This window comes from Solibacillus silvestris, assembly GCF_051967575.1.
Classification (GTDB): Bacteria; Bacillota; Bacilli; order Bacillales_A; family Planococcaceae; genus Solibacillus; species Solibacillus silvestris_B.
Window position 1 is genome coordinate 41639 of sequence record NZ_JBQCJW010000009.1, and the last position, 12770, is coordinate 54408.

The following is a 12770-nucleotide window of genomic DNA, read 5'->3' on the forward strand; positions in this document are numbered from 1 at the left end:
GTAGTGGGGTGAAATAATGAATCCTCAATTTAAAAAAGGTGTGCTGAACTTATGTGTGCTTGCGCTATTGGAAAAGAAGGATATGTATGGTTATGAGCTCGTGCAGGCGATTTCCACACAAATCGAGATATCGGAAGGCGCGGTATATCCGTTATTGCGCAGGCTGACGAAAGATGGCCTCTTTACAACATATTTAATGGAATCGACAGAAGGACCGCCGCGCAAGTATTATCAGATTACCGAGCAAGGCATCGAACAGCTCAACAGCTTACGTGATGAATGGGAAAGTTTTATTTCAGGTGTAAATACTTTAATTCAAGGGAGCGAATAAAAATGAACGAACAACAATTTTTGGATTTACTTGATCACCATTTAGAGAGATTGCAGCTGCAGGAGCGTGAAGACATTCGCCGAGACTTTGAAGAGTACTTTGAAAATGGCCGCGCAGAAGGGAAAACAACGGAAGAAATCGTACATTCTTTCGGAGACATCAAGGAACTGGCCGCAGAATTGCTTGCATCGTATGACGAAGAAGATTTTGCGGAGAAGGTCGCTATTATGAAAAATGATGAAGCCATTCCGTATCGCAATGTAAAAGTCGAGGCAGACGGTGTGAATGTATTAATTGTTCCGACAGATGCGAATGAGGCAATGATCGAAGCAAAAGACAAAGACGACTTAACGGAAGTGTCCATGCATATTAAAAATGATACGCTTTTCATTGATATAAAGCGCCAAGAGCAAATTCGCCGTTTTTGGTTCATTACGATTATCGGCTCAATCAATACGATCGATGCCGTCGTTTACCTGCCAAAGAAACAATATGAAAAGATTACGATCAGCAATGATAATGGACGTATTAAAGTATCGGAAACATTTGCACAGCAGTTTTACTTGAAATCTGATAATGGCCGCATTTTAACAGACCATATTGAAGGGCAATTGCTCGATGCCCATTCAGATAACGGACGTGTTGTTCTTGCGGAAACAAAGATCGAAAATGTGAAGGCAAGCTCGAGCAACGGCCGAATTATTGTGGAAAATGTCATTGGCCGCGAGCTTCAACTGGATTCGGATAACGGCCGTATAGAACTGAAGGATGCTGAAGGGGAAATCAATGCCAAATCGCGGAATGGCCGCATCATTGCACAGTTGAAAACCGTTCAATATCCATTGAATTTTGCATCGGATAATGGCCAAATTTTATTGAGCACAGAAGGAAAGCTGCAAAACGTCGAGATTGAAACTTGGACGGCATGGGGGTCTGTATCCATATACAATGAAAAGGCCGCGCGTTATGCACATGGCACAAAGGAGCATATGATTCAATTGAAGACAAGCAACGGGAAAATAACGGTGGAGGACAGTTTAGCCCAGTAGTCATTGCGGAAATTAGAATTTCATCGTGAAAATCCGTATAATAAAGGCAATGAAAGTTGAAATGGAGTAGTTAACGATGAAAACGTATAGCTTTAAACTATTTGGCGGCTATAAAGTAACACTTGACCAAACAGAAATAACGATTGACTATGCAGGCGAGAAATTTTGGTTTATAAAAAAAGCAAAGCCCCGTATGAAGAAAATTCCCTATAAAGAGGTTTTGCGGGTGGAATATAAGGAAGCGGGCATGACATTCGGATATATCCGCATTATTACGCAGGAAAATGCCCCGTATCCAAGCAGCACATATGTAGCCCAGCACGATGAAAATGCCTTTATGGTGGAAAAAGATGAAGTCGGTAAATTGAACGAAGTGCTGGATTTACTGAAAAAGCTATGTAAAAATATAGAGTTCGTCCAGATGAAAGCCTAGCGATTTTGCAAGGCTTTTTTCGTTGTTAAGGAAACGATAGATTTTGGCGTTGCAGATAACTTTACAAAAAGGTGTTGTCCCCGTCCAGGCAAACCGCGTGCGCCAATTCCTCGCAACATTAGCCTCTTCCGTGCAAAAGAAGGGCACTGAAAAACTACGGCTATTTCAATTTTAATAAAAGCCTGTCTCCTATGGAACAAAATTCATGTTTCGCTGAGAGAGATTCAGGCTCTTAATTAAGTGGTGAGGGAAAAAAATAAACGGAGATTTTCCGCTTATTTGTGCAATGGAGCTCGTTTCGGGTGGAATAAGCGGAGTTTTTCCGGCTAAGCCAAGAAAAATACTCACTTTTCATGTTTTTCGGATCAATAGGCGGAATTTCTCCGTCTATATAGGCGTTTTTTTATTCCATTTTCTAAATAAGGGGAATTTTTCCGGCTATTTATGAGTGCGGGTACTTCAACTGATCTCCCAATAGCTATTAGCGTACCTCCTTCATCCCAGTTGCGTAAGCCAGCCTCTTTTACCGTTTTGGCGCTTTGCTTAAACTGTGTCAAGATTTCACCGGCTATTTTCATCTGCCGAATAAAAAATATAGATACATTTCCTGAAGAAACGGAATCGATTTTTGCGCCAGTAAACACTGTTAATGGAAGTGGAAGCCCTTAATAAAGAAAACAGATTTTCAGTGCTTTCTGCAAAAGTGGCGGAACGTTTACTTTTGCGTCGGGTCCTCCTATGCCCCTCGGAGTTGAACGGGCACTTTAGCGTTTTTGTTCTAAAAAAAGAGGGATGTAAATTCAAGCGGGTCATCCCTCAATCTAAAAACTACAGCATTTGCATTTTTGACCATAGCTGCTTGTAATAAGAATGTCCGGTGATAAGTTCTTCATGTGTGCCTGCGCCTGAAAGCTGGCCGTTTTCGAAGAGCAGAATCTGGTCCGCATTTGTAATCGTTGAAAGGCGGTGTGCGATAATGACAGTCGTTCGGTTTTGCATGAGAGCTTGCAAGGCGAGCTGTACTTCACGCTCCGATTCATTGTCTAAATTGGATGTCGCCTCATCGAGCAACAATATTTGGGGGTCGCGTAAAATCGCCCGCGCTATGGCAATGCGCTGTTTTTGGCCGCCCGATAATTTAATGCCGCCTTCCCCGACTTCCGTATCGAGCCCTTGTTCAAGTGCCATCACAAAATCGTATGCATAAGCTGCACGCAATGCTTCCAATACTTGTTTTTCCGTAGCTTCGTTTTGCCCATACAGCACATTTTCGCGAATCGTACCGTTCATGAGCGGAGCATCCTGTGTCACATAGCCGAACAGCTTCCGCCATTCATATAGATTGTATTGCTCAATATTCGTCTCTCCATATAAAATGTCGCCTTCCGTCACATCGTAAAAACGCTCGATTAAAGAAAACATCGTCGTTTTTCCCCCGCCGCTGCTGCTTACAAATGCGGTCGTCTTACCCGCGGGGATTAGAAAGTTCATTCCTTTTAAAATTGGCTGCTCCGCATATCGGAACTTCACATTATGAAATGAAATGGCTTTTGCGGTCGCTGGAATAGCAGAGCCCGCTATCTTTTCGGCAGACTGTGAAATAATCGCCTGTATCCGTTCCGTTGCTCCAAGCGCTTTTTGCAGTGCTGTAAAAAACGTCGCCATTTGAGTGAATGGAATAATAATTTGCACTAAATAAATCATGATCGCGACAAGCTCTCCTGAAGAAATGGCGCCAGAGGAAACTTGGGTACCGCCATAGCCAAACAACAGAATAAGGACGATCATCATAATGAGCGTCATAATCGGGGATAAAATAGCGAGAATTTTAGCCTCCTTCAAACCAAATCGATAAAGCTGTTCAATGCGATTTTCCCCGCGTTCCTTTTCCAGATGCTCGGTTTGCGACGATTTTACGAGCCGGATATTTGATAATACCCTGCCGAGATGCCCGCTAAAGGAAGCAAGTTCATCCTGGTTGGCTTTTGCGATTTTATGCATTCTTTGCCCAAGCGGCAATGTGACAGCAATCGCAAGAGGCACAGCGACCAGCATCAGCAATGTCATTTTCCAATCAATCCATAGTAAAATCGCAATTGCCCCGATAATCGAAAAAATACCGGACACAAAGCTCACGAGATGATCGGTCACCAATTCTTTTACGACACTCGTATCCTGTGTGATGCGACTCATCGTTTCGCCAGATTCATGTGCATCAAAATACGGTGTTTTCAGATGCAGAATATGCTGCCAAAGCGTATTGCGCAAATTCGCGACAATACGTTCCCCGAGCATGCGCATTAAAAAATATGTGAGTCCGCTCAAAATGGCTTGAATGACCAGAATGACGGCAACAGCGGTCACAGCTGTCCATGCAAAACCCGAACTCGAAAAATCATTGATCATATTCATCGTAAATAACGGCACTGCCAGTGAAGCGAGTGTTTCAACGATACTTAATGCAAAAACTATAATGACAAGCTTTTTAGGGAATTCACTTTTTTTTACGAGTGACCATAATTGTCTCAGCTGCCCGTTCATGTAATTATCTCCTCCAATATTTTTAAACGTTCTACTTGCTCGATTAGCCAATTTTCTTCGTCTGCGGTAAGAGGTATGGAAAATAGCCAGTTATCAAGTTCAATATTTGCATGCTTTCCAAACTCCTGTGCTAAACTTTGCGCCAAATCCAGCGGAATAATATTGAATAGCCGCTTGAATATTTCTGCTAGTGCAGTGTCGCTGGGAGGGTTGATGAATGCTTGTTTTATTTCATGCAGGCTCTCGATATAGCGACGGTTGATTTCGATAAAATTCATATCTAAATAGCTGTACATACAGTCAATCAGCTGTTCGGGAACATATTGCTTTAAATAGTCTTTTTGGGCATCCTCTGTCAGTAAACTATGGATTACGAGCAATAATGTTGTAGGGTCGACAGTCGCGCTTTGCTGGTGAATATGTATCGCTGTGTCGATTGTTGAAATCATTTGGTCCAGCTGTTTTTTCTTTTTTTGCAATTGGAGCTTTTGATGTTCAAGGGACTGCAGCAAAGAATCGTCTTTTTTCAGCAGCTCGCCAATATGCTCCAAAGAATAATCGAGATATTTGAAAGTCACGATTTTTTGGACGGTAATAATATTATCATCATTGTAATAACGCTGGCCCCCATCAGAAATATATGCAGGCATTAGCAGGCCCTTCTCCCCGTAATAACGCAATGTCCGAATCGTAATTCCTGTCTTTTTGGAAAACTCTCCGATTGAATACATTTTTTTCACTCCTTTTATGTAGTATAAAAGCTGACGTAACGTTACATACAATAAAAACTTTCGGAAAATGTAAATATATTTAAATAACGCTGTAGCATTTACGAGAAAAATTAACGGGTAAGAGAAAAATATCGTATATTTGTATAAAACAATTATTATATGTTCCACGTGAAAACTTTAGACCTAAATTTCATGTGATTTATCAATACGAAATGATAAAAATTTATATAAATTGAAAATATTCCGAAATTGCATAGAAAAAACTTACAAGAAATACTATTATATTTAAAAAGAGAGGGTATGGACAAAAGCAGGTTTTTCGAAATCTATATTCAAAAGCTTTATGACAAAAATGATGACTGGGAGTGAGTGTATGATCCGAAAAATTCTATTTCAAATCGGCATAATTGGTTTCATGCTTATCGCGGCTGCAAATGCCGGCTATGCCCAAACATTTCCGGATGTGGAAAACGGCTCGAAATTAAATGAAGAGCTTACAGTATTAAGCGATTTTGGCGGAATTACAATAACACCGGGCGAGCCGTTTCGCGTGGATGATGCGATAACAAGGTATGAAGCGGCGGAGTTGATCGTTCGCGTATTGCAAATTGATCCAGAAGTAAGTGCAATTCCTACATATGAAGATATCGCGGGAGATGACCCTCGTATGCCTATCGTTGCAGCGATTACAGAGCTGGGAATTATGACTGGATATGAAGGCAAGTTTAATCCGGATGCAAAGCTGACACGCGCACAGGCGGTGAAAATTGTTGTGCATGCTTACGAGCTGACAGGGCAATCGGCGACATCATACGCGGATATTTCAAAAAATCATAGTGCATATAGTGCGATTCAAGCGCTTGTAGCAAATCAAATTATCATACCGGCGAAAAATGAAAAGTTTAATCCGAATGAAATGATGAAACGCGGCAATTTCGCATCGTATGTTGCAAGGATTATCGAGCCTTCATTACGCCCTACAGAGCCGGAGCAGCAAGTTTTTGCAAGCTGTGCCAAAGAGACGGGCAAAAAACGGTATGTCGTGGATGTGGCTGTAACAAACTTATGGAATAAATCAAATCAGGCGCGTGCTGTCGATCATCTTTCCACAACAAACCCGGTGGAGCTGCAAAAGTGGATTTCATCATTAAGCTTGTCTCAGAAGAAATGGCTAGTTGGCCGTACAGATACACAGGCATTGTACGGTGATGAAGTATCTTTGCTTGAAACGAAAGGCAAATGGCAGCGTGTTGCAGCAAAGGACCAGTATGTGCCGTATTTAAAGGCAGGCTATCCTGGCTGGGTACCACAATCCCATATTGCCGCAACGAATAAAAATTATGATGACTGTGCAATCGCCATCATTACTTCACAGAAAGCTCATCTTCTTGAAGAAGACGCAAAAACGAAATTCCTGCAAATTAGCTATGCAACGATTTTGCCTGTCATCGATGAGGATGCGAAATATTATTACGTAGATACACCGAGCGACGGTATGAAACTATTAAAGAAAAGCGATGCAAAATCGTATAGTACATACAGCAAAATTCCGAAACCAAGCGCTTCAACGATTGTTAAAGAAGCAAAACGCTATTTGGATTTACCGTATTTATGGGCAGGGACTTCTTCATGGGGGTATGATTGCTCGGGGATTTTATATGCAGTGTTCAGAACACACGGCATTATGATTCCGCGTGATTCTTTTTATCAGGCGACAGGCGGAAAAGCGGTCGCAAAGAAGGATTTAAAGCCGGGGGATCTTGTTTTCTTCGCTTATAATGGCGGCAAAGGGAAAGTGTATCATGTCGGGCTTTATGTGGGCGACGGCAAAATGCTGCATGCCCCGCACTACGCATCCAAAGTAAAAATCGAATCGATGAATAATGGTGTGTACAAAAAGAACTATTCCGGCGCTCGACGCTATTTATAAAAATCAAGTGTGTTAAAAGGGGAACGACTTTTAACGCACTTTTCCTTTTTTAAGGGAAATTCCCGTGTATAGTTAGCCTCGAGTTGGGTATATGTATTAAAATAAAGGTAAATGAGAAGGAGGCATGTTTGTGAATATATGGCTTTTAGCTTCTGTTGTTATATTAGTGATGGCCGTTGTTGTGCTAATAGGCTGTATAGCGGCTGTTATCGGACCCATTAAAAAAATCGTCACACTGCTGATGGCGCATGCTGAAAGAATACAAAAACAACTGAGCCAAATTCAAACTGAAACAACACATTTGGCGGCTACGGTAGATCAAATGAAAGCGGACATTGAATTTAAAAAGCAGTCGGTCCAAACCGTTATTCAATCAGTGAAAAATACGGGCGCCGCATTAAATCAAGTAAGCGATGTTTCGCATGCTGCGGCTTTAACAGTGATGAAGAAAGCAACAGACGATCCGCAGCGACAAGCGGAAGTGGAGCGTTGGACAAATACAGCGATGGGCTTTATCAACCGAAGGGCGCAATGAAAAAGGGGTTGTATGGAATCATTTCATACAATCTTTTTTGTTGTGTAGGAAATTATAGATTTTGGCATTGTGGCCAGCTTTGCGAGAAAGTATTATCCTCGTCCAGCCAAACCGCGCCAACTCCTCGCACCATTAGATTCCTCCGTGCAAAACCGGTGAAATGTTTATTTATTCAATAAGATCCCCCGTCTCGTTTGAGCAAAATTTATTTTTTTCCGCTAAAGTTTTTGGCTCTTAATTAAGTGATGAGGAAAGTAAAATAAACGGAGATTTTCCGCATATTTGCGCAATGGGGCTCGTTTTGGGGGAAATAAGGGGAGTTTTTCCGGTTATCCAAATAAAAATCCTTCATTTTCATGTTTTTCGGATCAATAGACGGAATTTATCCGTCTATTTAGGCTACTTTTTGTTTCGGTTCCCAAATAAGGGGAATTTATCCGCCTATTATTAAAAGTGCATTTAAGCCGATCTTCCAACCGGCAATAGCACTCCCCCTTCACCCCGTTTGCGGAAGTCAGCGTCTTATTCCCGTCTTGCCGCATCGCTTAAAATACGCCTAGACTTCTTCGGGAATTCCATTTACTTCGTCTGTCGAAGTTGAATGGACGTATTAGCGTGTTTGTTCATGCGAAGGAGCTGAATCTGCAGTAGCATGCGGTTATTTTTGCTCCAACTTAACAGCCGCTTAATTTCCTGTAATACGCTAATCATAGAGAAATAATTAAAGTAAATTCTCATAAAAGTAATATTTACCTGTAATATAACAGGGCTAGCTGGCTTAATGTATATTCTGCTAATTCGCATTTTAAACATGAAAAAACGCTATGTCACAAAGTATTCAAAGAAAGCGCTTCAATTATGAATACATTGTGAAAAGCTGTGTGCTGCACTTCCTTTTTAAAAAAATCGGAGTACAATAAGGATTAAGCAAAGTGTTATATAACAATTTGCGGAGGTCATTGGGTTTCAGGCTATTGATTATACAGCTTTATAAAAAAGGAGAAATGAAACATGTGGGTAGTGACGGTATTTAACAATGCAAATGATATTCGTATGTTCGAATATGCGACGAAAAATGAAGCAACAACACAATTGAAAAAATATACAAATGCAGTATTATCATACACAAACTAAATTTAGTAAAGGGGAGAAATACAATGTGGGTAGTGACAGTATTTAACAATCCAAACGATATTCGTATGTTTGAATATACGACGAAAAACGAAGCAGCGGCAATTTTGGCGCAATACAAAAACGCAGTATTATCATTTACAAATTAATATGGATAAAAGGTCTATGCGAAAAGTGAAAGCTTGCCGCATAGACCTTTTTTGTAAAAAACGGATAAATTGCCGCCGTCGGAAGCGATTGACCAATTTTTCTCATTTATAAGGAAGAAACGATATGTTAAACGAGAATAACTAAAATAATATCGAAAAAATCACAATGATGGGGAATTGATTCTTTTCTATCGGGATATCATTTTCTGTGCCCTTTTTTAAGTGACGATAATTATGGTTAAAGAACGATATATCGATATTGAAATACGATTTATGTGGGCTTCTGCGTTTTCGGTGGGTGTGTTATATGCCACCAATCCGCCTTTTTTGAAAGAAAACCTCGTAATATTTATGGAAGATGGTTGACGAAATATAGTGGATGTAAGATAATTTTAGATGGTAATAATAATTATTTTATAATAATTATTTAATAATGTACATATAGTAGGAGGAAATTTAAAATGGCATTAATCGGTAAAGAAATTGCACCATTCGCTGCAAAAGCGTTTCAAAAAGGTGAATTCATCGACGTAACTTCAGAAAACTTCAAAGGACAATGGTCAGTAGTATGCTTCTACCCAGCAGACTTCACATTCGTTTGCCCGACTGAGCTGGAAGATTTGCAAAACGAATATGCTACATTAAAATCTTTAGGAGTGGAAGTTTACTCTGTATCAACTGATACACACTTCACTCACAAAGCATGGCACGATACTTCTGAAGCAATCGGTAAAATCGAGTACATCATGATTGGTGACCCATCTCATACAATTTCTAAGGCGTTTGACGTATTAAACGAAGAAGATGGTTTAGCAGAGCGCGGTACATTCATCATCGATCCGGATGGTGTTGTACAAGCACTTGAAATCAACGCTGGCGGTATCGGCCGTGACGCTTCAATTTTAGTGAACAAAATTAAAGCAGCTCAATACGTACGCAACAATCCAGGTGAAGTTTGTCCAGCTAAATGGGAAGAAGGCGGCGAAACGTTAACACCAAGCTTAGATTTAGTAGGTAAAATCTAAGCTATAAATAAAACTGACAGGCGGCAAAAACCAACTTTTAAGGCTGGATTTTGTCGCTCTGTTTTTAATTGGAGAACATAATAAGATAAGCTCCCTATCTTCCATTTCGATATGAAAAGAGGTGAAAAGCTTGCTGCAGTGCGGAGAGAATGATCCATTATTTATTTATTCATTCATGTAAAGAATAATGATTGGCATTCCTGCAGCGGCTATGCAATGTTAGATAATCAAATCAAAGCGCAATTGCAGCAATATTTAACGATGCTTGAAGGTGACTTAGTCATTAAAGTGAGTGTTGCAGATGATAAAACATCACAAGATATGCTCAATTTAGTAGAAGAACTGGAAAAAATGTCCCCGCGCATTACTGTACAGCATGCATTATTGGAACGTACACCAAGTTTCAGCATTAATAAAGCAGGGGAAGATTCCGGCATTGTTTTTGCGGGCTTGCCGCTTGGACATGAATTTACGTCATTAGTGTTGGCTCTTTTACAAGTGTCAGGGCGTGCACCGAAAGTGGATGCCGCGGTTGTCAAGCGTATTCAAGCGATTAAACAGCCGATGAAATTTGAAACATATGTTAGCTTAACATGTCATAACTGTCCGGATGTTGTCCAGGCATTGAACATTATGGCGGTGCTGAATCCGAATATTTCGAACACGATGATTGAGGGCGGCGCATTCCAGCATGAAGTTAAAGAACGCGATATTATGGCGGTGCCGACAGTTTTCCTGAACGGCGAAAATTTTGGCGGCGGTCGCATGGAGCTGGAAGATATTTTGACAAAGCTTGGAGAAGTATCGGACGGCTCGGAATTTGCTGATAAAGAACCTTTTGATGTGCTAGTAGTAGGCGGCGGTCCTGCTGGTTCGGCGGCAGCTATTTATTCGGCGCGTAAAGGAATTCGTACAGGTATTGTAGCTGAACGCTTCGGTGGTCAAGTGAATGATACATTATCGATCGAAAATATTATCGGTACAAAAGCAACGGAAGGTCCGGCGTTTGTATCAAGTTTAGAAGCGCATGTCTTGGATTATGATATTGATGTGATGAAGTCCCAGCGCGCAGCAAAAATAGAGAAAAAAGATTTTATTGAGGTTACATTGGAAAATGGCGCGGTATTAAAAGGCAAAACGGTCATCCTTTCTACAGGAGCCCGTTACCGTCAGCTAAATGTGCCAGGTGAGCAAGAATTCAAAAATAAAGGTGTCGCCTATTGCCCGCACTGTGACGGCCCGATTTTCAAAGGGAAAGATGTAGCGGTAATTGGCGGCGGCAACTCTGGTGTTGAAGCGGCAATCGACTTGGCGGGTATTGTGAATCATGTCACATTAATTCAGCGCAGCGAGCAGTTGAAAGCTGATAAAGTGCTGCAGGAACGCGTTCGTAGCTTAAATAACGTAACGGTAATTACAAATGCTTTGACGAAGGAAATTACAGGCAGTGATAAAGTGGATGGCTTAACATATGCTGATGCGGTGACAGGTGAAGAAAAGCATATCGCGCTGCATGGGGTATTCATTCAAATTGGCTTGTTGCCGAATACGGAATTCCTTCATGATGCGGTAGAAATGAATGCACATGGGGAAATCATCGTAGATAAGCATGGCGCAACAAACTTGCCTGGCGTATTTGCGGCAGGTGATTGCACAGATGCCGCTTATAAGCAAATCGTTATTTCGATGGGTTCCGGCGCAACGGCAGCTTTAGGCGCATTTGATTATATGATCCGCAATGTGGACGCGCGTGAATTAGTAAAAGCTTAAAAATAGATCCGTTGCACGAGAAAAACCGTGCAGCGGATTTTTTGCGGAAAAGGGGAAGGCCATTAAATAAAAGAAAATACCGCGCTACCAGTTGTTGCGAAGGTATAAGTGTATTCCTTCTAGTTTTCGGGTAATAAATACAGTGACTACTAGAAAGGGAGGCTTTTTAAATGAAGGATGAAAAGTTAAAGCATAAAAAGCTCGACAATCCGGATTTGCTGAATACCGAGAAGGAAAGCATTTTTGATAAAGACAAGGAAATGCAATTTGTCGACCCGGTACCGGTTGAAGAGCTGAATGATGAAGTGAAAGACGAAAAAAATAAGGCGAATACAAAATCCACTTCCGGCAGTGAACGAAAAAATCGACCAGATTAAAAGGGGGCTACACAGAATATTGAACTTTCTGTGTAGTTTTTATTTCTCAAAAAAGCCTCATTTCCTTCACAGCATTGCTTGGGCATTTGGATTACAATAAAGGGAAATAGTAAAGGGGCTGTATAAGATGAAATGGAAAATAGCTATAGCCAGTTTGTTTGCGGCGACGGTTTTAGCTGCTTGCGGAGAGGAAAAGGAAACCGTAAGTGAAGCAATCGAAAAAAATAATGTTGAAGAAACAGAAAAGAGCGCCACGCCACAGCAAGCAGATGATATTAAAAACCTAGTGGCTGAATATAGCGCAAACAAAACGACTGACGAAAAAGCTTCAATTACATCGACACAACTAATTGTAACCGATGCGAATGACAATGAAATTACATATGCATTGCCGGAGGACGAGTTTTTCGTGTCGATCGCACCATACATTCAGGGAACACACCCTTGCAAAGACCATAGCTTAACGGGTTGCCAAGGAGAGTTAGTGCAAAAAGAAATAAATGTGTTGATTGAAAATGAAAAAGGCGAAGTTGTAGTGGATGAGGCGATGACGACTTTGGAAAATGGCTTCATCGATTTATGGCTGCCGCGCAATGAAGCGTTCATTATTGAAATGTCCTATGATGGGAAAAGCGCAACAGGAGATTTGACGACGTTTGAAGAAGACGGCACTTGTGTGACAACAATGCAATTAACTTAAAATAAAATTATAAGCTCGCAGTAAAGGGGATGGTAACTTTACTGCGGGCTTTTTGTATAAAAACAGCA

Annotated in this window: 13 protein-coding genes; 11 read left to right on the forward strand and 2 right to left on the reverse strand. The window is 41.0% G+C overall.

Annotation, left to right across the window (positions count from 1 at the left end; all coding sequences use genetic code 11):
- Window positions 1–16: 16 nt before the first annotated feature.
- The 3 genes from ACTHOQ_RS08085 (at window position 17) to ACTHOQ_RS08095 (ending at window position 1813) form a co-directional block, all read left to right on the forward strand.
- Window positions 17–331: a PadR family transcriptional regulator gene (locus tag ACTHOQ_RS08085; RefSeq protein ID WP_440495346.1), complete on the forward strand. Its 315-nt coding sequence runs from the start codon at window positions 17–19 to the stop codon at window positions 329–331.
- Between the two features lie 2 nt (window positions 332–333).
- Window positions 334–1380 carry a DUF4097 family beta strand repeat-containing protein gene (locus ACTHOQ_RS08090; protein ID WP_440495347.1) on the forward strand — a complete coding sequence of 349 codons (1047 nt, stop codon included), beginning with the start codon at window positions 334–336 and terminating at the stop codon, window positions 1378–1380.
- A gap of 76 nt (window positions 1381–1456) precedes the next feature.
- Window positions 1457–1813 (forward strand): DUF4429 domain-containing protein, encoded by a 357-nt coding sequence (locus tag ACTHOQ_RS08095; RefSeq protein ID WP_440495349.1) that lies wholly within the window; start codon window positions 1457–1459, stop codon window positions 1811–1813.
- A gap of 828 nt (window positions 1814–2641) precedes the next feature.
- Here the strand turns inward: ACTHOQ_RS08095 and ACTHOQ_RS08100 are convergent.
- On the reverse strand, window positions 2642–4354 hold the full coding sequence (locus tag ACTHOQ_RS08100) for an ABC transporter ATP-binding protein (protein ID WP_440495350.1): 1713 nt from the start codon (window positions 4352–4354) through the stop codon (window positions 2642–2644).
- A complete protein-coding gene (locus ACTHOQ_RS08105) occupies window positions 4351–5085 on the reverse strand; it encodes a MerR family transcriptional regulator (RefSeq protein WP_440495351.1) in 735 nt (244 codons plus the stop codon). The genes ACTHOQ_RS08100 and ACTHOQ_RS08105 overlap by 4 nt, the downstream gene beginning before the upstream one ends.
- Before the next feature lie 373 nt (window positions 5086–5458).
- Between ACTHOQ_RS08105 and ACTHOQ_RS08110 the strand changes: the two genes are divergently transcribed.
- The 8 genes from ACTHOQ_RS08110 (at window position 5459) to ACTHOQ_RS08145 (ending at window position 12702) form a co-directional block, all read left to right on the forward strand.
- Window positions 5459–7015 carry an NlpC/P60 family protein gene (locus ACTHOQ_RS08110; RefSeq protein WP_440495352.1) on the forward strand — a complete coding sequence of 519 codons (1557 nt, stop codon included), beginning with the start codon at window positions 5459–5461 and terminating at the stop codon, window positions 7013–7015.
- Between the two features lie 130 nt (window positions 7016–7145).
- The gene (locus ACTHOQ_RS08115) at window positions 7146–7550 is read left to right on the forward strand and encodes a DUF948 domain-containing protein (protein ID WP_440495354.1); all 405 of its coding nucleotides are present in this window, start codon (window positions 7146–7148) and stop codon (window positions 7548–7550) included.
- Between the two features lie 1011 nt (window positions 7551–8561).
- Entirely contained in the window at window positions 8562–8684 is a 123-nt protein-coding gene (locus ACTHOQ_RS08120) for a hypothetical protein (RefSeq protein WP_440495356.1), read from the forward strand.
- A 23-nt stretch (window positions 8685–8707) separates the two neighbouring features.
- Complete coding sequence (locus ACTHOQ_RS08125; RefSeq protein WP_440495358.1) at window positions 8708–8830, forward strand: hypothetical protein; 123 nt, start codon at window positions 8708–8710, stop codon at window positions 8828–8830.
- Window positions 8831–9291: 461 nt separating this feature from the next.
- Entirely contained in the window at window positions 9292–9855 is a 564-nt protein-coding gene (gene ahpC / locus ACTHOQ_RS08130) for an alkyl hydroperoxide reductase subunit C (protein ID WP_087618112.1), read from the forward strand.
- A gap of 216 nt (window positions 9856–10071) precedes the next feature.
- Window positions 10072–11625 carry an alkyl hydroperoxide reductase subunit F gene (gene ahpF / locus ACTHOQ_RS08135; RefSeq protein ID WP_440495360.1) on the forward strand — a complete coding sequence of 518 codons (1554 nt, stop codon included), beginning with the start codon at window positions 10072–10074 and terminating at the stop codon, window positions 11623–11625.
- Between the two features lie 170 nt (window positions 11626–11795).
- Entirely contained in the window at window positions 11796–12002 is a 207-nt protein-coding gene (locus ACTHOQ_RS08140) for a YczO family protein (protein ID WP_440495362.1), read from the forward strand.
- 127 nt (window positions 12003–12129) lie between these two features.
- Complete coding sequence (locus ACTHOQ_RS08145) at window positions 12130–12702, forward strand: CueP family metal-binding protein (RefSeq protein WP_440495364.1); 573 nt, start codon at window positions 12130–12132, stop codon at window positions 12700–12702.
- Window positions 12703–12770: the final 68 nt, after the last annotated feature.